The following is a 23,474-nucleotide window of genomic DNA, read 5'->3' as shown; positions in this document are numbered from 1 at the left end:
ACCGAAAGGTCGAGGAAAGGGTTCTCTCATGTCGGTGCTGCGTGATCTCGTCGAAGGCATCAAGGGCGGTTCGATCGAGGTGATCGACCTGACCGCGCCGCTGGCCGAGTCGACCCCGATCCTGATGCTGCCCGAGCCGTTCGGAAACACCGTGCCGTTCACGCTGCGGGAGATCAGCCGGTACGACGACCGCGGCCCCGGGTGGTACTGGAACAACATCTCGACCGGCGAGCACACCGGCACCCACTTCGACGCCCCGGTCCACTGGGTCACCGCCCGCGACGGCGAGGACGTCTCACAGGTCGCCCCGTCGAAGCTGCTCGCGCCCGCCGTCGTGCTCGACTTCGCCGCGCAGGCCGCCGCCGACCCCGACTTCCTGCTGGAGATCGACCACGTGAAGGCGTGGGAGGCCGAGCACGGGCCGCTGCCCGAGGGCGGCTGGCTGCTCTACCGGACCGGCTGGGACGTCCGCGCCCACGACCAGGCCGAGTTCCTCAACGCCGACGAGACGGGCCCGCACACGCCCGGCGTCTCGGTCGAGTGCGCCCGCTACCTGGCCGAGCAGACCCCGATCGTCGGGCTCGGCGTCGAGACGGTGGGCACCGACGCGGGCGCCGCCCACTCCTTCGACCCGGCCTTCCCGTGCCACTCGTTCCTGCTCGGCGCCGGGAAGTACGGCCTGACCCAGCTCCGCAACCTCGACCGGCTGCCGGCCACCGGGGCCGTGGTGGTCGCGCCGCCGCTGCCGATCGCGGGCGGGTCGGGGTCGCCGGTGCGTGTCCTGGCGCTGGTCGAGCGGTGACCAACGTCGACGAGGCGATCGGGCGGGCGCTGACCTCCGAGGGGGTCCGTACCGTCTTCGGGGTCGTCGGCTCGGGGAACTTCCACGTGACCAACGCGCTCGTGGCCGGGGGAGCACGCTACGTCGCGGCCCGGCACGAGGGCGGCGCCGCCACCATGGCCGACGCCTACGCCCGCATGTCGGGCGAGGTCGGCGTGGTGACCGTGCACCAGGGGCCGGGGCTGACCAACATGATCACCGGGCTGGCCGAGGCGGCCAAGAGCCGCACCCCGCTGCTGGTGCTCGCCGGTGAGGTGACCTCGCCGCTCTCCAACTTCTGGGTCGACCAGGCGGCGCTCGCCCACGCCGTCGGCGCCCTGTCCTGGCGCGTCACGTCGGCGGAGACGGCCGTCGCGGAGGCGGTCGCGGCCTATCGCCTCGCCCTGCGGGAGCGGCGGGCCGTGCTGCTGAACCTGCCGCTCGACGTGCAGGGACACGAGGCCGGCGAGGCCGACGCCGGGCCGGTCGAGCCCCTCGGGGCTCCGGAGGACACGCCGCCCCTGTCCGCCGACCTCGGGTCGTTCGAGCGGCTGGCCGAGGTCCTCGCCGCCGCCGAACGGCCGGTCTTCGTCGCGGGACGCGGGGCCCGGCGGGCCCGGCGGGAGCTCGAACTGCTCGGTGAGCGGGCCGGGGCGCTGCTGGCGACCTCCGCCGTCGCGCGCGGGTTGTTCAAGGGCAACCCCTGGGACCTGGACGTCTCGGGCGGGTTCGCCACGCCGCTCGCGGCCGAGCTCATCCGGGACGCCGACCTCATCGTCGGCTGGGGCTGCGCGCTGAACATGTGGACGATGCGGCACGGCGCGCTCATCTCCCCGTCGGCCACGGTGGTGCAGGTCGACCTCGACGCCTCGGCGCTGGGGGCGCACCGTTCGGTGAGCTTCGGAGTCGTCGGGGAGGTCGCGGGGTGTGCGACAGCCGTAACGGAGCTGATGCCCGATCGGCGCGGCGGATACCGGAGCGATGAGCTGGCCGCGCGCATCGCGGCCGGGCGGCGCTGGCAGGACGTCGCCTACGACGACGAGAGCGGCGGGGGGCGGATCGACCCCCGCACGCTGACGATCCGCCTCGACGAACTGCTGCCGGCCGAGCGGATCGTGTCGGTCGACTCGGGCAACTTCATGGGATATCCGGCGATGTTCCTGGACGTGCCCGACGAACACGGGTTCTGCTTCACCCAGTCGTTCCAGTCGATCGGCCTCGGGCTGGCCACCGCCATCGGCGCGGCCCTCGCGCGGCCCGACCGGCTGCCCGTCGCCGCGCTGGGCGACGGCGGCGCGCTCATGGGGATCGCCGAGCTCGAGACCGTCGTGCGGCTGGGGCTGCCGATGGTCGTCGTGGTGTACGACGACGAGGGCTACGGCGCCGAGGTCCACCACTTCCACGGGGCCCCGCACGACACCGTCACCTTCCCGCCGGTCGACCTCGCCGCCATCGGGCGCGGGTTCGGCTGCGCGGCCGTGACGGTGCGCGCCCCGGCCGATCTGGATTCGGTGCGTGAGTGGCTCGACGGGCCCCGTGACCTGCCGCTTCTCGTGCACGCGAAGGTGACGCGGGAACGCGGCTCATGGTGGCTGGAGGAGGCGTTCAAGGGGCACTGACCGGGCGCGCGTAGGTTACGGTTCTCGCATGGCTGAGATCGTGTATCCCCCGGTGATCGGGGCTGCCCTGTCGATGTTCAAGGTCCTCGGAATGAAGATCAACATCGAGGGTGCCGAAAACGTCCCGACCACCGGCGGGGCCGTCCTCGTCAGCAACCACATCAGCTATCTCGACTTCATCTTCGCCGGGTTCGCGGCGCGGCCGTCGCGGCGGCTGGTGCGGTTCATGGCGAAGAAGGAGGTCTTCGACCACCGGATCTCCGGGCCGCTGATGCGGGGCATGCACCACATCCCGGTCGACCGCGCCGAGGGCGCCGGGGCCTACATCGCCGCCCTGAAGGCCCTCAAGGCGGGCGAGGTCGTGGGCGTGTTCGCCGAGGCGACCATCAGCCGGTCGTTCACGGTCAAGGACATCAAGAACGGCGCGGTCCGCATGGCCGCCGCCACCAACGTGCCGCTGGTCCCGATCTCGCTGTGGGGCACCCAGCGGCTCTGGACCAAGGGCCGCCCGCGCAAGATCATGCAGCGGAACATCCCGGTCACGATCTCGATCGGCGAGCCGATGCGCCCGCAGCGCCGCGAAGACATGGACGCCGCCACCGCCGAACTCCACCGCCGCCTGTCGGAACTGGTCGACAAGGCCCAGCGGTCCTACCCCGACGACGGAACCGGCACCTGGTGGCAGCCCGCCCATCTCGGCGGCACGGCCCCGACGCCCGAAGAGGCGGCGGCGATGGACGAGGCGGAGCGCAAGGAACGCGAGAACCGCGGCGACTGAACCTCCCCGCCACTACCAAGCTATAGCGCACCCCGGGTCTTGCCACAAGACCCGGGGTGTGCTGCAAAATCACCGCTCATGATTGACGTCATCATCGTCGGCGCGGGGCCGACCGGAGTCATGCTGGCCGCCGAACTCCGCCTGCACGGCGTCGAGGCGGTGGTCGTGGAGCGGCTGGCCGAACCGGTCACCCACTCCAAGGCGCTCGGCCTCCACGTCCGCAGTCTTGAGATCATGGACCAGCGCGGCCTGCTCGACCGGTTCCTCGCCCACGGTCAGCAATACCCGCTCACCAGCCACTTCGCCGGCATCGTCAAGCCGTGGCCGGTGGAACTCGACACCGCCTCCCCCTACCTGCTGGGCATCCCGCAGGTGGTGACCGAACGCCTGCTGACCGAGCACGCCACCGGCCTCGGCGCCGAGATCCGGCGCGGCGCCGAACTGACCGGCCTGACCCAGGACGACCACGGCGTCACCGCCCTGCTCGCCGACGGCGCCTCGTTGCGGGCGCGCTACCTGGTCGGCTGCGACGGCGGCCGCAGCACCGTGCGCAAACTGCTCGGCGTCGCCTTCCCCGGCGAACCCAGCCGGGTCGACACCCTGCTCGGCGAGATGGAACTCACCGCGTCACCGGAGACGATCGCGGCCGTGGTGGCCGAGGTCCGCAAGACGGAACTGAAGTTCGGCGCGATCCCGCAGGGCGACGGCGTCTACCGGGTCGGCGTGCCCGCCGCGGAGGTCTCCTCGGCTCCGCCGACCATCGACGACTTCCGCCGCCAGCTGGTGGCCTTCGCCGGCACCGACTTCGGCGCCCACTCGCCCCGCTGGCTCTCCCGCTTCGGCGACGCCACCCGGCTGGCCGAGCACTATCGCGTCGGCCGGGTGCTGCTGGCGGGCGACGCCGCGCACGTCCACCCGCCGACCGGGGGACAGGGCCTCAACCTCGGCGTGCAGGACGCCTTCAACCTGGGCTGGAAGCTCGCCGCCGAAGTCAACGGGTGGGCCCCCGACGGGCTGCTCGACACCTACCACGCCGAACGCCATCCGGTGGCGGCCGACGTGCTGGTCAACACGGCGGCCCAGATGCTGCTGCTGTCGACCGAGCCAGGCCCCCGGGCGGTGCGCGCCCTGATGTCGGAGCTGATGGACTTCGAGAACGTGACCCGCTTCCTGCTGGAGAAGATCACCGCGATCGGCGTGCGGTACGACTTCGGCTCCGACCACGAACTGGTCGGCCGCCGGATGCGCGACCACGGGTCCCTATACGCGTCGATGCACGGCGGACGGGGAGTGCTCGCCGACCCGGCCGGGCGGTTGTCGGCCGAGGGCTGGCGCGACCGGGTCGACGTGGTAGGCGTCGACGTGGGCGTCCCCGCGGCGCTGCTGCGGCCGGACGGGCACGTGGCCTGGGTGGGGGACGACCAGAAGGAGCTGAACACCCATCTGGAGAAGTGGTTCGGGCTTAGCAACTCGGGTTGACTAATTCGAAATTAGTCAACTACGGTTGCTCGCATGCCGCCGGAACTCACCGATCCCGCCGACGCCCTGGCCGCCGTCGCCGCGCTCCGCCGTCTCGCCGACCAGCTCGAAGAGGCCGCCGTCGAGCAGGCCATGCGCGACGGATGGAGCTGGCCCGAGGTGGCCGAGGCGTTGGGCATCACCCGACAGGCGGTCCACAAGAAACACGCCAAACGGCTCATCGAAGCCGGTGTGTCCCTGAGGAGGCGTTGACGTGGCCGCCATCGACCACTACCTGAACTCCGTCATCCAGCAAGCCCGACTGGAGGCCTTCGACGACGGCTCGGCCACCCTGGAAGCCTGCCATCTGCTGCTCGGCATCGCCGTCGTGGGGGAGAACACCGAGCTCATCGCGGCCGGGCTCGGATACGACCAGATTCGCGCCGCGCTCCGGGAGGAGTTCGAGCACAGCCTTCAGACGGTCGGGGTCTCGGCGGCGGTCTACCACCTGCCGAAGCCGACCCGCGTGGGCGACCCGCCGACCACCCTGGGCGCCTCGGCCAAACTCGCGTTCGACCGGGGCTTCGCCCGCGCCCGCACGAAGAAGGACCTGCGCCCGGTCCACCTGCTGCTCGGCATCCTGCAGGCCGAGATCGGCACCGTCCCCCGCGCTCTGGCCCTGGCCGGGTTCGACCGTCCCGCCCTGATCGCCCGGCTCGCCGGAGACGCGGCATGATCCAGGACATCCTCGACCGCGCCGTCACCGAAGGCGGTCTGCCCGGCATCGCCGCCGAGATCCGCGACGGCGACGACCACTGGTTCGGCACGGCCGGCGCGCCCCGCGCCCGCGACCACGAGTTCCGCATCGGCAGCGCGACCAAGACCTTCGTCGCCACCCTCATGCTCACCCTGGTCGCCGACGGCCTGGCCGGCCTCGACGACCCGCAGCCGGGCGGAGCCACCCTGCGGCAACTCCTGTCGCACACCAGCGGCCTGGCCGACTACCTGCGATTCCAGGACGAGGTCAACCAGTACGAATGCCCGACCCCCGCCCAGTTGATCGCCATCGGGCTGGCGAAGCCCGCGGCGTTCCGGCCGGGCGAGGGCTGGCACTACTCCCAGACCAACTACGCCCTCGTCGGTCAGCTCATCGAAACGATCACCGGCCGGCCGCTGAGCCAGGCGCTCGGCCGGATCACGGAAGCCCTTCCCGGCACCTATCTGCCGGTCGGAGACGACGCGGGCTTCCGTGGCCCGCACGGCCGTCACTACAGCCGCCTCCACGACCCTTCCCCGGACGCGGAGACCTACGACCTCACGGAACTGAACCCGGCGCCCTTCTGGGCGGCGGGCGGGATGATCTCCACCATCCCCGACCTGGCCGACTTCTTCACCACCCTCCTGCGCGGCGACCTGCTCCCCCCGCACCTCCAGAACGAGATGTTCACGACGGTGCCCACGACCGATTGGCTGGCAACCGGCCGCTATGGCCTGGGCGTCTCGTCGCTCACGTTGTCGGGAGGAGAGACGGTGTGGGGGATGGGCGGCGCCATCTTCGGCTCGTGGACCTACGCGTACGGAAGCCGCGACGGCCGGAAGATCGTCGTCGCCAACACCAACGGCGACTGGTCAGACCCGATCGCCGTCTTCACGGACCTGCTCGAAGCCGCCTTCAGCCGGTGAGCAGGCCGCCTTCCTTCTGGAGGCGGCGGATCGCCGACGGCAGGTCGTCCGGCCTGACCACGTGGGGCGTGATCACTGAAGACGGTCCCAGGACGATGGGGTTGAACACACGCTCCGGTGACGATCTGTACGGCCACATCACCATCAGCACCACCGGGCACTCGTGGCGGGCGCGCACATCTGTCGCATAGGAGGGCCAGGACCAGTGTGCCTGGGAGTCGTCACCATCCGGAAAGGTGATGACACAGCCCAGCACGGGTGCGCCCTCCTTCCGGAGGGTGACGACGCGAACGGACTCGTCGCTCACGGCCGAAGGTTCGAGCCGGACCTCGTCGTGGTGCGGGAGATACGTCCGGTGGGTCTCCCGGAGGAGGGCCGGAACGAGGTCGGGATTGGCGTCGAAGAGGGCCGGGGTGATCTCGAGCTCTGTTTCGGACATGACGCTGACACTACGTACCGCGATGGTGAAAAACCGCTGTGTCATCGAATCGTTATAGGTCTAGTGGACGTACAGGCTGGTTCACAGATCTATGACGACCGCCCTGTGAGGCGGTTTAATGATCATGGAGAGAACGTTCCCTCATCAGGGTGACCCGTGCCGGCTGTGCTCGTCAATGGCTCCCGCCGGCCGCAGTCAGTGAATCGCCGCGTGACGTTAGCGGGAATCGTTCCATTGGATATTCAAAGCTCAAACGCCAATCGTCAGTTCCATGATCGCTTCTGGAGAGCGCTCTCCGAGCCGGTTAACTCTTTCGTCTTCGTTACGTCAGAGTTAATTTGATACTTGACAGATATCGGAACAAAAGGAGAACCTCAGGGCCCAGGGAGCGCTCCCCGAACTTCACCCCCCGCCCTCCCGAGGAGACACGTTGAGTTCATCGCGCAGTCCGGGCCGGTTACGCCTGGGCGTGCTCATCGCGGCAGCGCTGGCGCTGCTCGCCTCCTACGTCGCCATCCAGCCGGCCCAGGCCGCCGACGCCCTGCTCTCGCAGGGGAAGACCGCCACCGCCTCCTCGGTCGAGGGGGCCTTCGCGGCGTCCGCCGCCGTCGACGGCAGCACCGGCACCCGGTGGGCCAGTGCCTTCTCCGATCCCCAGTGGATCCAGGTCGACCTGGGCGCCTCGGCGACCATCAGCCAGGTCGTGCTGAACTGGGAGGCCGCCTACGGGCGGGCGTTCCAGATCCAGACCTCCGCCAACGGCACCACCTGGACGACCGTCCACACCACCACCGCCGGCACGGGCGGCGTCCAGACCCTCAACGTGACCGGCACCGGGCGCTACATCCGGATGTACGGCACCCAAAGGGGCACCGCCTGGGGTTACTCCCTGTGGGAGTTCCAGATCTACGGGTCCACCGGCCCGACCGGCACGTGCGGCGGCAACGCCGCCCTCGGCAAGCCGATCACCGCGACCTCCACCGAGGGCGCCTTCGTCGCGGCCAACGCCGTCGACGGCGTCGCCGGCACGCGGTGGGCCAGCGCCTACGGCGAGCCCCAGTCGGTGACGATCGACCTCGGTGCCACCACGGCGATCTGTGGCCTGACGCTGGTGTGGGAGGCCGCGTTCGCGCGGACGTACCAGGTGGAGGTCTCGCCGAACAACACCACGTTCACGCAGATCCACTCGACGACGACCGGCGCGGGCGGCACGGAGAACATCACGCTGAGCGGCAGCGGCCGCTACCTGCGGATCGTGATGTCGAACCGGGCGCTGCCCTTCGGGGTCAGCCTGTTCGAGATCCAGGTCCGCACCGGCACGACGACCAGCCCGTCGCCGTCGCCGTCGCCGAGCCCGTCCCCGAGTCCCAGCCCTTCTCCCTCTCCGTCACCTGACCCGGGCGGGGAGCGGCTGCTCTCGTACAACAAGCCCGCCGTCGCCTCCACGTCGCAGAGCGACGGGAACTGCTGGGAGTGCACGCCGGCCCGCGCCTTCGACCTCGACCCGGCCAGCCGCTGGGCGACGAGCTCGACCACGGGCTGGGTCGACCCCGGCTGGATCTACGTCGACCTCGGCGCGGTGGCCCAGATCAGCAGGGTCGTCCTGCAGTGGGACCCGGCGTTCGCGCGGTCGTTCAACATCCAGACCTCCAACGACGCCGCCACCTGGACCAACATCTACTCCACGACCACCGGGACCGGCTTCAAGCAGTCGATCCCCGTGACCGGGAGCGGGCGTTACGTCCGGATGTACGGCACCCAGCGCGCCACCCCCTACGGCTACAGCCTGTGGGAGTTCCAGGTGTACGGCACCGGTGGCGCCCCCACCACCCCGCCCGCCGCGCCGCCCGACCCGCGCAACCCCCCGCAGCTCGTCTGGAGCGACGAGTTCGACGGCCCGGCGGGCAGCAAGCCCGACGCGGCCAAGTGGCGGCCCGACCCCGGCACCGGCCCGAACAACGAGCTGGAGTACTACACCAGCAACAACAACGCCAACATGAACGGCGCCGGGCAGCTCGTCATGGAGGCCCGCCAGGAGGTCACGCCGGGGTCGTCCTGTCCGGGCGGCACCTGCCAGTACACCTCCCACCGCATGAACACCGGCACGAAGTTCCACTTCACCTACGGCCGGGTCGAGGCCAGGATCAAGGTGCCCAAGGGCAACGGCCTGTGGCCGGCGTTCTGGATGATGGGCGCCGACTTCCTGACCGGGCGGCCGTGGCCGTACAACGGCGAGATCGACATCGTCGAGGTGCTCGGCAAGGACGTGAAGACGTCGTACACCACGATCCACGCGCCGGCCTACAACGGCGGCGGCGGGATCGGGGCGCCGAACACCCTTCCGAGCGGCGCCGACTTCTCCGACGACTACCACGTGTGGTCGCTCGACTGGAACAGCCAGGGCATGACGTGGAGCGTCGACGGCCGCCAGGTCTTCGCGCTCAGCAAGGCCCAGGTCGAGGCGACCCGCGGGCCGTGGGTGTACGACCACCCGTTCTACATCATCCTCAACCTCGCCGTCGGCGGCGACTGGCCGGGTCCGCCGGACGCCTCCACCGGCTTCCCGAAGCAGATGCTCGTCGACTACGTGCGCGTGTACCAGTGATCCACCTCCCCGGGGGCTCGACGCCCCCGGGGAGCACCCCCCACCATTGGAGTACGCGATGTCCCTGACCATCACGTGGGCCAGGATCGCCGCCATCGGCGTGCTGATCCTGGCGATGCTCACGATCGTCACCCAACGGGCCGAAGCGGCCCCCATCTCACAGGGCAAGACCGCCACCGCCTCGTCGGTCGAGGGCGGCTTCGTCGCCGCCAACGCCGTCGACGGCAACGTCGGCAGCCGGTGGTCGAGCCTGTTCTCCGACCCGCAGTGGCTGCGCGTCGACTTCGGCGCCGCGACCGCGATGAACCAGGTCGTGCTGCGCTGGGAGGCGGCCTACGCCACCGCCTACCAGATCCAGACCTCGTCCGACGGCACGACCTGGGCGACGGCGGCCACCCGCACCGCCCAGACCGGCGGCGTGCAGACGATCAATTTCACCCAGACGTCGGCCCGCTACATCCGCGTCCACACCACCGCCCGCGCCACGCCCTACGGCGTCTCGCTGTTCGAGTTCGAGGTGTACGGCCCCGGCGGCGGCCCGTCGCCGTCGCCATCGCCCACCCCGACCCAGCCGCAGGGCCCGATCGTGCGGGTGTCGGAGTTCCTGGCCGACTGCCCGTTCACGCACCGGCTGCCCGACGACCCGATCATCTACCCGAACCTGCCGGGCGCCTCGCACATGCACTCGTTCTTCGGCAACCTGACGACGAACGCCAACTCGACCGTCGAGACGCTCCTCGCGGGCGACTCCAACTGCAACCCGCGCATCGACCTGTCGTCGTACTGGGTGCCGACGCTGTACGTCGACGACCAGCCCGTCGAACCGGTCATCACGACGTTCTACTACCTGGGTGAGGGTGTGCGGCCCGACATCACGGCGCAGATCCAGCCGCTGCCGCTGGGCCTGCGCATCGTCGCGGGCAACGCCAAGGCCACCGCGCCCGACAGCACGACGATCGCCCGGTGGTCGTGCCTGCACGCCAACGAGGCGGGCGCGTCGAAGGACTTCGTGAACTGCCCGGCCGGGACGATGCTCGAGTCGTATCTGGACTTCCCGCAGTGCTGGGACGGGGTGAACCTCGACTCGCCCGACCACAAGAGCCACATGGCCTACCCGGTCAACCAGGCGTGCCCGTCGACCCACCCGGTCCCCGTGCCGAAGTTGCGCCAGGTGCTGCGTTACCCGGTCAACGGCGATCCGTCGCGGATCCGCCTCTCGTCGGGCCGGGGATTCACCATGCACGGCGACTTCTTCAACGCCTGGCCCGAGGCCGAGATGTGGCAGCGGGTGCGTGACTGCATCCGTCCCGTCATCAAGTGCGGGGCCAACGGCCGCCCATGAGAAGGCTCGTTCTCGCCGCCCTGATTCTCGCGCTCTGCTCCTGTACGCCGGAAGCGCCGCCCCCGCCGAAGCCGGTGGTGAGGGTGGCCGCGTACAACCCCACGGACGTGGCGTGGGCGCAGCTCATGGCGGCGATGAACGAGCGGGTGCTGAAAGTGCTCGACCTGGCCCCCGGCCGGGCCGCGGACCCCGCGCTCGCCGACCTGGCGGGGTCCGTCGGCCGGGGCCACCGGGCTGAGCTGGCCCGTCTTCGCGCGATCCTGACCAGCGCGAAGGCGGGCCCCAACCCGCACGAGGGGCACGACATGCCGGGCATGCCGACCCCGATCGTCATCGAGGCGGCGGCCAGGGCGAAGGGGAAGGCGTTCGACAAGATCCTGGTCAAGAGCCTGAAGGGGCACCTCGACCAGTCGGCCATGGTGACCGCCAGCGAGCAGAAGGCCGGCGCGGCCGTGGAGGCCCTCGACCTGGCGGCCGACATGACGGCGGCGCGTACCGAGCAGCTCGCCGCCCTAACCGGAATTGCGGGGTAATGGCGGTAAGAAGGTAAGCATGAAGGTTGGACTTCAGATCCCGAGTTTCACGTACCCCGGCGACCCGGTGCTCAGTGACCGGCTCGCCCAGATCGTCACCACCGCCGACCAGGCCGGATTCGACACCATCGCGGTGATGGACCACTTCTGGCAGATCCGCGGCGTGGGCGCTCCCGAGGAGCCCATGCTGGAGGCGTACACCACCCTCGGCTGGATCGCCGCGCACACCTCGCGGGCGCGGCTGCTGGCCCTCATCACCGGGGTGATCTACCGGCAGCCCGGTCTGCTCGCCAAGATCGTGACCACGCTCGACGTGTTGTCGGGGGGCCGGGCCTGGCTGGGCATCGGGGCCGCCTGGAACGAGGACGAGTCGAAGGGCCTCGGCTTCCCGTTCCCGCCGCTGGCCGAACGCTTCGAGCAGCTCGAAGAGGCGCTGCAGATCTGCCACCGCATGTGGGGCGGCGACGAGAGCCCGTACCGGGGCAGGCACTTCCAGCTCGACCGGCCGCTGAACTCCCCGCAGCCGATCACCCGCCCGCACCCGCCGATCATGATCGGCGGCGGCGGCGAGAAGAAGACGCTGCGCCTGGTCGCCCAGTACGGCGACGCCTGCAACCTGTTCCCGTCCGACGAGCTCCAGCACAAGCTCGACGTGCTGCGCGGCCACTGCGAGGCGGTCGGCCGCGACTACGACGACATCCAGAAGACGGTCTACTACGCCTACGACACCACGCACGGCGTCCAGAAGATCGTCGACGACCTCGGCGGCTTCGCCGAGATGGGCTTCGGAATGGCGATCGGCCAGGTCAAGGGGGTGTACGAGCTGACCCCGCTGGAGCAGATCGGCTCCGAGGTGATCCCGGTCGTGCAGTTGATCTGAGATTGGGTAACTTGGCGGCGTGGGCTCAGCCACCCTCGTCCCCCAAACCCAGTCGATGACCGGCGACGACCTGTCGGCCGACGACGCCTGGGCCGCCCTGCGCGCCTACGGCGCCTGGCGGCTCGCCCGCGACTCGTTCACGCGTTTCCGCTACGGCGACGGCATGAGCCATTCGCGGGCCCTGGCGTTGCAGATGTGCCTGTCGGTCATCCCCGGCGCGATCGCCCTGGTCGGGCTCTCCTCGGTCGTCCACACCGAGGAGCTCGGCCAGGTCCTGGCGCTGACCCTGAGCCACCTGAGCCCGGGAGAGGGCGTCGCGGCCGTCCGCGACATCCTCGACGGCGGCTCGCGCTCCGACGCGGTCGCGTTGTGGCTGGGCCTCGGCACCTCCGTGTTCGCTCTGGTCAGCACCATGGCCCAGGTCGAACGCGGGGCCAACCGCATCTACGGCATCGAACGCGACCGCCCCTTCCACCGCAAATACCTGCGCGGGCTGGTCCTGGCGACGACCGCAGGCTCGTTCATGGTGGCCGGCTTCGTCATCATGGTCGGCGGCGACGCGCTGAAAGAGGCCCTCACCCGCGTGTACGACTGGGGCCACGCCCTGCGCTTCGCCTTCGACCTGGTCAGATGGCCGCTGGGTTTCCTGCTGGCCCTGGTGGCGACCTCGGTCATCTTCCGCGCCGCGCCCCGGCGCCGCCAGCCCGGCCACACGTGGCTGGCCTTCGGCGCGCTGGTCACCCTGGTGTTGTGGACGACCTTCACTCTGGGCCTGACCCTCTACACCAGCCTCAACGAGGGCTTCGGCGAGACCTACGGCCCGCTGACGGCGGTGATGGCGCTGCTGCTCTGGTCGTTCCTGACCTCGATCGCGCTGTTCCTGGGCCTGGCCTTCGCGGCCCAGCTCGAAGCCTCGCGCACCCACCAGACCGAACCAGCCCTGCCCGACCCCGGCCCCTCGAAGGAGGAGGAACGGGAGCCCCTGGTCGGCGCGGTCGGCACGGCGCTGCTGGCCGCCGCCCGGCCACTGCTGGCCAAGCTCACCCGGCGGCGCTGAGGACGACCACCCACCTGCGGGTTTGTGAAAGAAGTACAGTTATGAGAACTGTACTTCTCTCGTCTGGGAGCTGGTCGGACCGGCCGACCTCTACGCCTAGCCTTCGAGCCGCCGCCCGGTGACCCGCTGCGGCGTGATGGTGATCAGGTGGTCGCGGCCGTCGACCCACGAGCCGCCCGGCGCGCCGGGCGTGCCGGGCGTGTGGTGGCAGGGGCCCTGGACCAGCACGCTCCAGCCCTCCCGGTGCTCCGGGTCGATCGCGTCGACCTCGAAGGCGACCACGATCTCCAGGTCGTCGATGCCGGTGCGCAGGTCGCCGTCCATCGCGCCGCCGGTGCGGGTGCGGAGGACGATCCGGTCGCCATCGAGACGGTAGTTGACCGGGAGGATGGTCGGCCCGTGGGAGCCGGTGAAGGCGATCCGGCCGACGCCGCCCGGGGCGATCAGGGCGAGGCATTCGTCGGCGGTGAGATTGCGCAGGGTGCTCATGGCCTCCACTGTGGCGGCTCCGCGGGCCCGCGGACATGGCCGATGGGCCCGGGCCGGACGGGCCGAAGGTCCTTCACGCACGGGCCGGCGGCCGGCCCCGGAAAACGGGGCCGGTCTCCGGTCGTCAGGTGGCGTTCAGCGCCTGGCGGGCCAGTTCGGCCGCGCCCGTCACCCCGGACAGGCCGCCCAGCCCCGGCGCGACGATGAGCGTGTCGAGCGGGTAGCCCCCGGCCAGCTCGGCCGCCCGCCCCCGCACGAGGTCGAGCAGCCCCGGCCGCCCGCCCACCCCGCCGCCGATGATGACGGCCTGCGGGGAGAGGGCCGAGGCCAGGTTGTGCACGGCCTTCGCCAGATAGTCGGCCTCCAGCTCCCACGCCTCGCCGTCGCCGAGCTCCTGCGCGGGCCGCCCCCAGCGCTGCCGCATCGACGTGCCCGACGCCAGCCCTTCGAGGCAGTCGCCGTGGAAGGGGCACGCCCCCGGGAACGGGTCGCGCTTGCTGTCGTGGGGCACCAGCATGTGCCCCGCCTCGGGATGGGTGCGCCCGTGCAGGGGCCGCCCGTCGGCGACGACCCCGACCCCGATGCCGGTGCCGACCGTCATGTAGGCCAGGGTGTGCAGCCCGCGCCCCGCGCCGTAGCGCCACTCGCCGATCGCCGCCCCGTTGACGTCGGTGTCGAGGCCGACCGGCACGCCCAGCCCGTCACGGAACGGCGTCACCACGTCGGCCCCCGACCAGCCCGGCTTGGGCGTGGCCGTGATGTGCCCGGTCGACAGGTCGACCGGGCCGAACGTGGCGACGCCGACCGCCGCCGGGGCGGGATGACGCCGGAAGAAGTCGACGGCGGCCGGGATGGTCTCGTCGGGGGTCGTCGTCGGGACCACCTCGGTGGCCACGATGTTTCCGTCGGTGTCGGCGAGCGCGCACACCCATTTCGTACCGCCCGCTTCGACGGCTCCGTACCTGATCACCCCGACAGTCTGCCGTCAGAGCTCCGGCTGCTGCCAGCCGGTCTGCGGGATGTCGCCCCGATAGGGCGGCACGACCACCGGAGGCACGAACGTTTCCTTGATCGTCCGGGCGTTGACCCAGCGGATCAGGTTGAGGATCGAGCCCGCCTTGTCGTTGGTGCCCGACGCCCGCGCGCCGCCGAACGGCTGCTGGCCGACCACGGCGCCGGTCGGCTTGTCGTTCACGTAGAAGTTGCCGGCGGCGTACCGGAGCTTCTCCGAGGCCGACGCGATGGCGTAGCGGTCACGGGCGATCAGGGCGCCGGTCAGGGCGTACGGCGTGGCCGACTCCAGCTGGGCGAGGGTGGCCTCGAAGTCGTCGTAGACGTGCACGGCGAGGATCGGGCCGAAGTACTCGGTCGTGAAGATCTCGTCGGTCGGGTCGCCGCACTCCAGGACGGCCGGCTTCACGAAGTAGCCGGTGGTGTCGTCGTAGGAGCCCGTCAGGACCGCGATGTTGTCGGCCGCGCGGGCCCGGTCGATCGCCGCCTTGTGCTTGGCGAAGGCGCGGGCGTCGATCACGGCGCCCATGAACGTCGACAGGTCGGCCGCCACGTCGCCCACGGTCAGCGACTCGGCGAGGGACACGAAGTCGTCCTTCATCGTGTTCCACATCGCACGCGGCACGTAGGCCCTCGACGCCGCCGAGCACTTCTGGCCCTGGTATTCGAACGCGCCCCTGATCAGGGCCGTCGTCAGCGCCGCCGGGTCGGCCGAGGGATGGGCGAGCACGAAGTCCTTGCCGCCGGTCTCGCCGACCAGGCGCGGGTAGGCGTGGTAACGGCCGATGTTGGCCCCGACCGTCGCCCACAGGTGCTGGAAGGTCGCGGTCGAGCCGGTGAAGTGCACGCCGGCCAGCGCCGGGTGGGTCATCGCCGCCTCCGACACCGCCGCGCCGTTGCCGGTCACCAGGTTGATCACGCCCGGCGGCAGGCCGGCCTCCTCCAGCAGCGCCATCGTGAAGTGGGCGGCGAACTGCTGCGTCGGCGAGGGCTTCCAGACGACCACGTTGCCCATCAGCGCCACCGAGGCGGGCAGGTTCCCGGCGATGGCGGTGAAGTTGAACGGCGTGATCGCCAGCACGAAGCCCTCAAGGGGCCGGTACTCCATCCGGTTCCACACGCCGGGGGAGGAGACGGGCTGCTCGGTGAGGAGCTGCCGGGCGAACGCCACGTTGAACCGCAGGAAGTCGATCAGCTCGCAGGCCGCGTCGATCTCGGCCTGCTGGGCCGACTTCGACTGGCCGAGGACGGTCGCGGCGTTCAGGGTGGCCCGCCACGGCCCGGCCAGCAGCTCGGCCGCGCGCAGGAAGATCGCCGCCCGCTCGTCGAAGCTCAGCGCCCGCCACGCCGGGGCCGCGGCCAGGGCCGCCGAGACGGCCGCCTGGACGTCGGCGGGGGTGGCGTCGTTGGTCGTGCCGAGGACCGAGGCGTGATTGTGCGGCTGGACCACCGGGATGGGGGCCCCGCCCGCCATGCGGCGCTCGCCGCCGATCGTCATCGGCAGGTCGATGCTCGTGGCGGCGAGCTCCTTCAGCCGCCCCTCCAGCATGGCGCGGTCGGCGCTGCCGGGGCCGTAGGACCGGACCGGCTCGTTGACCGGGACCGGGACCGTGGAGACGGCGTCCATCACTTACCCCCGAGAGAACGTAGGAAGAAGGCCACGTTGGCCGGTCGTTCGGCCAGGCGGCGCATGAAGTAGCCGTACCAGTCGTCGCCGTAGGGCACGTACACGCGGACCAGCGCGCCCGAGTTGGCGAGCGCCCGCTGCTTGTCGGTGCGGATGCCGTAGAGCATCTGGTACTCGTAGGTGTCGCGGGCCCGGTCGTGCCGGTCGGCGAGCAGTTCGGCGATGGAGATCAGCCGGTCGTCGTGGGTGGCCACCATGGGGTGCCCGGCGCCTGCCATGAGCACCTTCAGGCAGCGCACATAGGCCAGGTCGACGTCGTTCTTCTTCTGGTACGCCACCGACGACGGCTCGCGGTAGGCGCCCTTCACCAGCCTGACCCGCGAGTCGCGCAGGTCGTGGCAGTCGGCCTCGCTCCGGAACAGGTAGGCCTGGACGGCCACCCCGACGTCGGAGAAGTCGGCCCGCAGGTCGCGCAGGATGCCCAGGGTGGAGTCGACCGTGGTGTGGTCCTCCATGTCGAGGGTGACCGTCGCCCCGGCGGCGAGCGCGGCCTCGCAGATCTCCCGGGCGTGTTCGAGCGCCATCGAGTCGTCGAGCGCCTGCCCGACGGCCGACAACTTCACCGACACCTCCGCCCGGTGCCCCAGCCCCAGCGGGGCGAGCGCGTCGAGCAGCTCCACGTAGGCCTTCGTGGTCGTCACGGCGGCGTCGGTGTCGCGCACCTCCTCGCCCAGGTGGTCGATGGTGACCATGAGCCCCGACCGGGTGAGCCGGTCGACCGCGGCCACCGCGTCGGCGGTGGCCTCTCCGGCGACGAACCGGTCGACGACGCGCCGGGTAGGCGGCAGGGCCGTGACGGCCTTGCGCGCGAGCGGATTCCTCGACACGGCGAGGAGTGTGGAACCGAGCATGCACACAGCGTAATTCGCCCGGAAAGTACCCTTCCACGGACATCCGGCCAAGTCTCTTCAGACAAATGCACAATAATGTCTTCATGCAAGACCTGGTCGACGAGATCGCCCGCCTGCTCGACGCGTCGGTCACCGTGGAGGACCGCGCCTTCGAGCTGGTGGCCTACGGCGTGCAGAGCGGCGTGGTCGACGAGGTCCGCCAGGAGTCCATCCTCCGCCGCCGCGCCACCGCCGCGACCCGGGCCCACTTCGAGGCCTACGGGATCGCCGCGGCCGACCGTCCCGTACGCATCCCCGAGGCCCCCGGCTTCCTGGCCCGCGTCTGCGTCCCGCTGCGGCACAAGGGCGTCACCTACGGCTACCTGTGGCTGCTGGACAGCGGCAAGCTGCCCGACAGCCTGCTCGGCCGGGCCGCGCCGCTGTTCGCCCGCCTCGCCGCCGCCTTGGCCCACGAGGCCCAGATCCGGCGGGCCCCCCTCGACGACCTGTTCTCCCCGAACCCGCAGGCCCGCGCCGAGGCCGCCCGGGGGATCGAGGGCCCCCTTGTCGCCCTCGCCGTGGCGGCCGGCCCGGCCGAGGTGCCCGTCTCCTGGTCCCTGCCGCGCGACGTGCTGACCGGCCAGGCGGGCGCGCACCCGGCGTTCCTGGCCCCACCGGTCCGCGCCCGCGAGGCGGCCACCCGCCTGACCGCCATGTACGGCGTCCCGGTCGGCGCCGGCGACCCCCGCCAGGATCCGGAGGACGCGTGGGAGAGCTGGCGGGAGGCCCTGAACGCCCTGCGGGTGGCCGAGAAGACGGGAGAGTCCGTCGCCCACTGGTCGGAACTGGGCGTCTACCGCTACCTGGTGAGGTTGCCCCACCACGAGCTCGCCGAACTGGCAGGCGAGTCGGCCGCCCTCCCGGAGGAGCTGGCCACCACGCTGGAGACCTACCTCGACAGTGCGGGCCACGTGCAGCAGACGGCCGCCGCCCTGGGCATCCACCGCCAGACCCTCTACTACCGCCTGGGCCGCGCCGCCGAGTTCACCGGCAAGGACCTGTCGGACGGCCAGGACCGGCTGCTGCTGCACCTGTCGCTGAAGGCCCGGAGGTTGTGAAGCGGGGCCGCCCGCAAGGTCGTCGAAACGCCGGTCGAAGGTCCGTCGCGGGGGTCGCCGAAGCGGCTGAGGGGCGCCGGTCGCGGTGAGTGCGGGGGGCGGCGAGCGGCGCCGGCCAGGCGGGAGCCGTAACGGAAGAACACAAACGAGCGCCCGCGATGGCCGGAGCATCGCGGGCGCTCGGTGTTCCCTCAGGGGAGAGGGCTCAGGCGCAGGCGCTCTCGTAGACGCGCAGGAGCTCCTGGCTGACCCGCTCCAGCGAGTAGCGGGAGCGGGCGCGGTCGGCGCCGGCGTAGCCGAGGGCCGAGCGCAGGGTGCGGTCGCCCAGGAGGTCGCGGATCCGGGCCGTCACCTCGGCGGGGCGGCGGACCAGGAAGCCGGTCACGCCGTCGACGACCGAGTCGAGGTGGGCTCCGGCCGCGGAGGCGATCACCGGGACGCCGCAGGCCATGATCTCCAGGGCGGCGGTGCCGGTCGGCACGGCCGGCTGGAGCGACAGGGCGACGTCGACGCTGCGGATCAGCTTCGGCATCGCGTTGTGGGGCACCTCGCCGAGGAGGGTCAGCCGGTCTTCGACGCCCCGGTCGCGGGCCAGCATGCGCAGCCGCTCCAGGGCCGGGTCGTCGCCGCCGGCCACGACCAGTTCGGCGTCGGGGATCGTGGTCAGCGAGTTCACCACCGCGCCGGCGCCGGTGGCGCCCACGTGGAGCAGGCGCGGACGGCCGTCGCGCGGGAAGGCGGGGCCCTGGCGGCGGAACCGCTCGATGTCGACGCCGCGCGGCACGATCGAGATGTTCCGGCGCGGCACGCCGAGCTGGATGAGCTGCGACTCCTCGCCGGCGCAGGCCGCGATCACGGCGCGGGCCCGGCGGCCGATCGCCCGCTCCAGGCGCAGCACCTGGGCCGAGGGCCGGTCGTCGTGGTGGAAGGTCTGGGTCACCGGGACGTCGAGCCCGTCGGACCCGGCGATGGCCGCGAGGCCGCCGGTCCAGGAGTGGGCGTGGATGACGTCGGGGCGCTCGGCGTGCCAGCGCCGCTTGAGGCCGTCGCTGAAGTCGGAGATGTAGGGGAGCAGGTCGCTCTCGGACAGTTCCTTGTCGGGCCCGGCGGGCACCCGCTCGACCCGGACGCCCTTGATCTGCGCGTCGTCTCGCGTGTAGACGGTGACTTCGTGGCCCCGGCCCAGCTCACGGGCGACGGCGGGGGCGGTGACGGAGAGGTTGTTCGTGGCGACGATGGCGATATGCATGGCACACCTCATGGCGATAAGCGCGATGAAAGGGGTGTGCCTGCGTCTTAGGCACGAACTGTGTTGTGGTCTTTACCGTACACCGAAGAGCTTTAAACGCAAGTTTTCAGATGACTTAGAAGTCGATCCGGAGGCCCGGCGCGGTGTGCCAGCCGATCAGGCGCATCAGGTGGTTGACGTGGTCGGGCACCGGGCCGAGCACGAGTTCGCGCTGGTCACCGAGGCCTTTGGCGGTGTCGACCAGGGCCCGCAGCCCGGCCAGGTCGATGAACGTGACGCCGTCGAGGTCGACGTGAAGATCTCCCGGAACGGCTCGGGTCGCCCGGGAGAGCTGGCGGGCCAGATCGGCCGCGGAGGTCGCGTCGATCTCTCCCTCGACCTGGATGCCGTCGGGCCCGGACGTCCGCCGGATGCGCAGCAGGGCCGTTTCGAGCAGCAGATCGCCGTCGTCGGGCCGGTGGCGGCGGAGCAGGTCGGCCAGCATGCCGGGCGCGAACAGCCGCTTGTCGAACTGGCACACCCCGAGCGCCGCGCCGGTGTCGTAGACCCGCTGGATGCCGGCCTCGAACTCGGCCAGCCGGTCGGTGCCGACCCGGACGGCCCAGCTCATCTCGCCGGTCACCCGCAGCGCTCGATAGCCCTCTGACCTGGCCTGTTCGGCTTCGGCTGCGACGTCGGCGACCATCGCGCCCGGGTCGAAGGCCTCAAGCCGGCGGATGTCGAGCCGCCCGGAGGCCACCGCCCCGGCGGTGTCGACGCCCCAGCCGCGCAGCAGGCCCGTGACGACGGCCGGGTGGGTCACGTCGGTCAGATACAGCACCTTGTCCGCGCCGGCCAGCCCTTCGGCGATGAAGGGGGCCAGCACGGGCTCCAACTCGGCCTCGTCGGAATAGGCGACGGACCTGTGGTCACCGGGCTGCACCAGGCAAGGCTAGCGGGAACGACGCAGGGTGAGAACCGTGACCTCGTCGACGACCTCGTCGTCGCAGAAGGCGCGGTGGTCCTCCTCGATCGCCTTGACCACCGCCGAGGGGGGCTGGTTGACGCAGCGCGCGAGCACCTCGGTCAGCCGCGCCTCGCCGTAGTTCTCCCCGGCCGAGCTGCGGGTGCCGACCAGGCCGTCGGAGTAGAGCACCAGCGTCTCCCCGGAGGCCAGGGTCAGCTCCTCGGTGGCCGGCACGGCGCCCTCCTCGAAGCCGAGCGGCACCCCGCCGCCCTCGGTGAAGCGCACCCCGCCGTCGGGCTGCAGCAGCGCGGCCGGGTGGTGCCCGGCGGAGGCCAGGCGGACCTTCCGGCCGCGCACGAATCCGGCGGCGGCCATCACGAACAGGCCGGTGTGCTGGGCCAGCAGGGCGTCGTTGACCTTGCGGAGGGCCTCTCCGGGGTCGCGCTCGAAGGCGCTCAGCACCCGCACGCCGTTGCGGACCAGCGAGGTCACCGAGGCGGCCTCCTCGCCGCGCCCGGCCGCGCCGCCGATGACGAAGCCCCAGCCGCCCTTCATCGGGAAGACGTCGTAGAACTCCCCGCCGATCGCCCGCATGGCCGAACCGGGGTGGTAGATCGCGGCCGTCTCGAACCCGGCGACCTCGGGCAGCGACCGGGGGAGCACGCCGCTGCGCAGCGCGTCGGCGGCGTTGGAGCTGCGCTGGAAGCTGCGCTGGGCCCGCAGGGCCAGCCCCAGGTGGTTGCCGATCTCCTCCAGGAGCCCCAGGTCGGCCAGGCCGAAGGGGGGCCGGTCTCTCAGCCGTACGAGCGTCAGCACCCCCGCGACCTCGTCGTCGGCCTGGATGGGGACCGAGAGCAGGGAACCGGCCTTCATCTGGGTCAGCACGTCGGCGCCGAGCACGCCGTCGTCGCTGAGCATCTCGTGGACGACCCCGCTGCGCGTGGCCAGCACCCGGGCCACCAGCGGCGCGTCGGCCGGGTCGCGGGCCTCGATCGCCCGCTGGAGCTTGGCCACCGGCTGGGTCGACGGCGCGATCACGGCGGCGCGGTGGAGGCCGCCGTCGCGGACCATGTCGGCGATCACCCAGTCGGCCGTCTCGGCGCCCAGCAGCCGGGCCGCGCGGATCAGCGCCACCGGCTCGCGGAGGCTCTCGTCGTCGAGCAGCAGCCGGGTGAGCTGGGCCGACAGCTCGTGGCGGCGGGCGGCCTCCAGGAACAGCGACTCGTCGGGCGTGTCCTTCCCGCTGTCGGGGCCGGTGAGCTGCACGTCGGTGGGCAGGGCGACGGCGGCGACCATCTCCTGCGGCTCGCCGGGCATGCGCAGGCGGCTCAGCACCATCCGGACCGTGTGGGCCCGGCCCTGGTGGGCCAGCCGCGTCTCGAAGGTGGTGCTCTCCTCGCTGCGCAGCGCCTCGGCGAACCGCGCCCGGAAGGTGGCCCGCCGGGACGACTCGATGAGCAGCGGGAACGCCCGGCCGATCAGATATCCGGCCGGGCTGCCCAGCAGCCGGGTGGTCTCGTTGTTGATCCGGCGGACGGTCCCGCCGGTGTCCATCACGATCACCGGGATCGGGAGGGTGCGGTAGATCTGCCGGAGCAGTTTCTGCTCGCGCTGGGGGCCGCCGTCACGCCGCCGTTTCGCCTTGGCCAGCTCGGCCAGGGCGTCGCGGACGAGCCCTTCCGCGGTCTCGAGCTCGGGGCTGCGGGGCAGGTCGGCGACGCGCGCCGCGAACTCGCCCAGCCGCTGCTCCAGGTCGGTCACCGGTGTGTGCTCCCTCTCGCATCCGTCATCGGATGATTAGACCCCAAACTAGGGGAATGGTCTTCCCTGTGATTCCCATTCTCGCCCGTGATCTCGCCGCCCTCGGACGGGTGACCGAGGGAACCTCCGCCGAGAGCGTGCTCCGCGGGGTGACCGAGGCCATCGCCCGGGGCGTGCCCGGCTGCGCGGGCGGCACCGCCGAGCTCTGGATGGACGACCGGGTGCTGCTGGCGTCCTCCCACAGCGAACTCATCGCCGTCAGCGACCGGGAGCGCGACCTGCGCGAAGGCCCCTCGCGGGAGGCCCTGCGCAGCGGCCGGCCGATCGTGGTGGCCGACGTGATGCGCGACCAGCGCTGGCCCCGCTACGCCGCCGCGGCCGTCCGCCACGGGGTGCGCTCGATCCTCGTGCTGCCCGTCGAGGTCGACGGCGCGATCGTCGTCATCGGGCTCTACGGGGTGCGGCCGGGGGTGTTCGCCGACCACGTGGCGCTGACCGAGCTGCTGCGCGAGCAGGTCACGGTCGCGCTGGCCAACATCTGGGAGTTCGACGACGTGCTGACCGGCGCCGCCCAGATGCAGGAGGCGATGGCCGGCCGGGCCCTGATCGACCAGGCCAAGGGCATCATCATGCAGGCCAGCGGATGCAGCCCCGAGGAGGCCTTCGACGAACTGCGCCGGATCTCCCAGCACCACCAGGTCAAGGTCGCCGACCTGGCGAAGCTGCTGGTCACCGAGCACCAGCAGAAGAACGCGAAGAACTAGACGGGAACTAGACGGCGGCGACGGCCTCGTCGACGGTGTCGAACATGGGCAGCCGCTGCGCGAGGCCGGTCACCCACATCACCTTCGAGGCCGGATATTGCACGTTGACCAGCGCGAAATGGCCGCCCGCCGCGGTCGCCCGCTGCCAGTGGTGGACGATCAACCCCAGCGCCCGCGAGTCCATGAACGTCACGCCGCCCAGATCGAGGATCATGTCGGGCCCGTGGTCGTCGGCGACCGCGTCGAGGTGGTCGGAGAACTGCTCCCGTGTGGTGGCGTCGAGGATTCCGTCGATGTGGATCACCACGAAATCCGCCACGGCACTCGAGCGCATCGTCAGGGTTGCCACCGCCTCGCCTCCTTCGACGCAACCTTACTGTTCCCCGGGGAGTTGTGTAACGCCCC

General features: G+C 71.3%; 23 protein-coding genes. 14 read left to right on the top strand and 9 right to left on the bottom strand.

What is annotated here, in order from left to right:
- Positions 1 to 28: 28 nt before the first annotated feature.
- The 7 genes from AW273_RS29705 to AW273_RS29675 all read left to right on the top strand — a co-directional run bounded on the left by AW273_RS29705 (position 29) and on the right by AW273_RS29675 (position 6,358).
- Positions 29 to 802, top strand: a complete 774-nt coding sequence (locus AW273_RS29705; protein ID WP_062355264.1) for a cyclase family protein — start codon at positions 29 to 31, stop codon at positions 800 to 802.
- On the top strand, positions 799 to 2,439 hold the full coding sequence (locus tag AW273_RS29700) for a thiamine pyrophosphate-binding protein (RefSeq protein ID WP_062355261.1): 1,641 nt from the start codon (positions 799 to 801) through the stop codon (positions 2,437 to 2,439). Before AW273_RS29705 ends, AW273_RS29700 begins: the two co-directional genes overlap by 4 nt.
- A gap of 28 nt (positions 2,440 to 2,467) precedes the next feature.
- Complete coding sequence (locus AW273_RS29695) at positions 2,468 to 3,217, top strand: lysophospholipid acyltransferase family protein (RefSeq protein WP_062355258.1); 750 nt, start codon at positions 2,468 to 2,470, stop codon at positions 3,215 to 3,217.
- Between the two features lie 78 nt (positions 3,218 to 3,295).
- Positions 3,296 to 4,696 (top strand): rifampin monooxygenase, encoded by a 1,401-nt coding sequence (gene rox, locus AW273_RS29690; protein WP_062355255.1) that lies wholly within the window; start codon positions 3,296 to 3,298, stop codon positions 4,694 to 4,696.
- Positions 4,697 to 4,729: 33 nt separating this feature from the next.
- The gene (locus AW273_RS29685; RefSeq protein WP_062355252.1) at positions 4,730 to 4,948 is read left to right on the top strand and encodes a winged helix-turn-helix domain-containing protein; all 219 of its coding nucleotides are present in this window, start codon (positions 4,730 to 4,732) and stop codon (positions 4,946 to 4,948) included.
- 1 nt (position 4,949) lies between these two features.
- Positions 4,950 to 5,411 (top strand): Clp protease N-terminal domain-containing protein, encoded by a 462-nt coding sequence (locus AW273_RS29680; RefSeq protein ID WP_062355250.1) that lies wholly within the window; start codon positions 4,950 to 4,952, stop codon positions 5,409 to 5,411.
- On the top strand, positions 5,408 to 6,358 hold the full coding sequence (locus AW273_RS29675) for a serine hydrolase domain-containing protein (RefSeq protein WP_062355247.1): 951 nt from the start codon (positions 5,408 to 5,410) through the stop codon (positions 6,356 to 6,358). Before AW273_RS29680 ends, AW273_RS29675 begins: the two co-directional genes overlap by 4 nt.
- Here the strand turns inward: AW273_RS29675 and AW273_RS29670 are convergent.
- Positions 6,348 to 6,797, bottom strand: a complete 450-nt coding sequence (locus AW273_RS29670) for a hypothetical protein (RefSeq protein ID WP_157556298.1) — start codon at positions 6,795 to 6,797, stop codon at positions 6,348 to 6,350. The two genes, AW273_RS29675 and AW273_RS29670, sit on opposite strands and share 11 nt — an antisense overlap.
- 430 nt (positions 6,798 to 7,227) lie before the next feature.
- Between AW273_RS29670 and AW273_RS29665 the strand changes: the two genes are divergently transcribed.
- The 5 genes from AW273_RS29665 to AW273_RS29645 are packed head-to-tail and all read left to right on the top strand — an operon-like array spanning position 7,228 to position 13,214.
- Positions 7,228 to 9,402: a discoidin domain-containing protein gene (locus tag AW273_RS29665; protein WP_232327664.1), complete on the top strand. Its 2,175-nt coding sequence runs from the start codon at positions 7,228 to 7,230 to the stop codon at positions 9,400 to 9,402.
- A 58-nt stretch (positions 9,403 to 9,460) separates the two neighbouring features.
- On the top strand, positions 9,461 to 10,744 hold the full coding sequence (locus AW273_RS29660) for a DUF1996 domain-containing protein (RefSeq protein ID WP_062355241.1): 1,284 nt from the start codon (positions 9,461 to 9,463) through the stop codon (positions 10,742 to 10,744).
- Positions 10,741 to 11,277 carry a DUF305 domain-containing protein gene (locus tag AW273_RS29655; RefSeq protein ID WP_063910151.1) on the top strand — a complete coding sequence of 179 codons (537 nt, stop codon included), beginning with the start codon at positions 10,741 to 10,743 and terminating at the stop codon, positions 11,275 to 11,277. The genes AW273_RS29660 and AW273_RS29655 overlap by 4 nt, the downstream gene beginning before the upstream one ends.
- A gap of 19 nt (positions 11,278 to 11,296) precedes the next feature.
- On the top strand, positions 11,297 to 12,157 hold the full coding sequence (locus AW273_RS29650) for an LLM class F420-dependent oxidoreductase (protein WP_062355237.1): 861 nt from the start codon (positions 11,297 to 11,299) through the stop codon (positions 12,155 to 12,157).
- 19 nt (positions 12,158 to 12,176) lie between these two features.
- Positions 12,177 to 13,214, top strand: a complete 1,038-nt coding sequence (locus AW273_RS29645) for a YihY/virulence factor BrkB family protein (RefSeq protein ID WP_063910148.1) — start codon at positions 12,177 to 12,179, stop codon at positions 13,212 to 13,214.
- Between the two features lie 96 nt (positions 13,215 to 13,310).
- On the opposite strand, the gene AW273_RS29640 is transcribed toward AW273_RS29645, so the two are convergent.
- The 4 genes from AW273_RS29640 to AW273_RS29625 form a co-directional block, all read right to left on the bottom strand.
- The gene (locus AW273_RS29640) at positions 13,311 to 13,703 is read right to left on the bottom strand and encodes a pyridoxamine 5'-phosphate oxidase family protein (RefSeq protein ID WP_062355234.1); all 393 of its coding nucleotides are present in this window, start codon (positions 13,701 to 13,703) and stop codon (positions 13,311 to 13,313) included.
- A gap of 124 nt (positions 13,704 to 13,827) precedes the next feature.
- On the bottom strand, positions 13,828 to 14,673 hold the full coding sequence (locus AW273_RS29635; protein ID WP_062355232.1) for an ROK family protein: 846 nt from the start codon (positions 14,671 to 14,673) through the stop codon (positions 13,828 to 13,830).
- Positions 14,674 to 14,688: 15 nt separating this feature from the next.
- Positions 14,689 to 16,341 carry an L-glutamate gamma-semialdehyde dehydrogenase gene (gene pruA, locus AW273_RS29630; protein ID WP_062355229.1) on the bottom strand — a complete coding sequence of 551 codons (1,653 nt, stop codon included), beginning with the start codon at positions 16,339 to 16,341 and terminating at the stop codon, positions 14,689 to 14,691.
- A complete protein-coding gene (locus tag AW273_RS29625) occupies positions 16,341 to 17,252 on the bottom strand; it encodes a proline dehydrogenase family protein (RefSeq protein WP_062355226.1) in 912 nt (303 codons plus the stop codon). The genes pruA and AW273_RS29625 overlap by 1 nt, the downstream gene beginning before the upstream one ends.
- A gap of 83 nt (positions 17,253 to 17,335) precedes the next feature.
- On the opposite strand from AW273_RS29625, the gene AW273_RS29620 reads away from it, so the two are divergent.
- The gene (locus AW273_RS29620) at positions 17,336 to 18,349 is read left to right on the top strand and encodes a PucR family transcriptional regulator (RefSeq protein ID WP_232327663.1); all 1,014 of its coding nucleotides are present in this window, start codon (positions 17,336 to 17,338) and stop codon (positions 18,347 to 18,349) included.
- Between the two features lie 205 nt (positions 18,350 to 18,554).
- Here the strand turns inward: AW273_RS29620 and AW273_RS29615 are convergent, their stop codons facing one another.
- The 3 genes from AW273_RS29615 to AW273_RS29605 form a co-directional block, all read right to left on the bottom strand.
- Positions 18,555 to 19,598 carry a glycosyltransferase gene (locus AW273_RS29615; protein WP_062355222.1) on the bottom strand — a complete coding sequence of 348 codons (1,044 nt, stop codon included), beginning with the start codon at positions 19,596 to 19,598 and terminating at the stop codon, positions 18,555 to 18,557.
- A gap of 115 nt (positions 19,599 to 19,713) precedes the next feature.
- Positions 19,714 to 20,520 carry an MEDS domain-containing protein gene (locus AW273_RS29610; protein ID WP_062355219.1) on the bottom strand — a complete coding sequence of 269 codons (807 nt, stop codon included), beginning with the start codon at positions 20,518 to 20,520 and terminating at the stop codon, positions 19,714 to 19,716.
- Between the two features lie 9 nt (positions 20,521 to 20,529).
- Complete coding sequence (locus AW273_RS29605) at positions 20,530 to 22,305, bottom strand: SpoIIE family protein phosphatase (protein ID WP_062355216.1); 1,776 nt, start codon at positions 22,303 to 22,305, stop codon at positions 20,530 to 20,532.
- Positions 22,306 to 22,373: 68 nt separating this feature from the next.
- Between AW273_RS29605 and AW273_RS29600 the strand changes: the two genes are divergently transcribed.
- A complete protein-coding gene (locus tag AW273_RS29600; protein WP_231515257.1) occupies positions 22,374 to 23,069 on the top strand; it encodes a GAF and ANTAR domain-containing protein in 696 nt (231 codons plus the stop codon).
- 7 nt (positions 23,070 to 23,076) lie between these two features.
- Here AW273_RS29600 and AW273_RS29595 read toward each other — a convergent pair whose 3' ends face one another.
- Positions 23,077 to 23,418: an STAS domain-containing protein gene (locus AW273_RS29595; RefSeq protein WP_232327662.1), complete on the bottom strand. Its 342-nt coding sequence runs from the start codon at positions 23,416 to 23,418 to the stop codon at positions 23,077 to 23,079.
- Positions 23,419 to 23,474: the final 56 nt, after the last annotated feature.

It is taken from the genome of Herbidospora yilanensis (assembly GCF_001570565.1).
GTDB classification, from domain to species: Bacteria; Actinomycetota; Actinomycetes; order Streptosporangiales; family Streptosporangiaceae; genus Herbidospora; species Herbidospora yilanensis.
The sequence above is the reverse complement of the archived record's forward strand: the minus strand, read 5'-3'. Positions and strand labels throughout refer to the sequence as shown.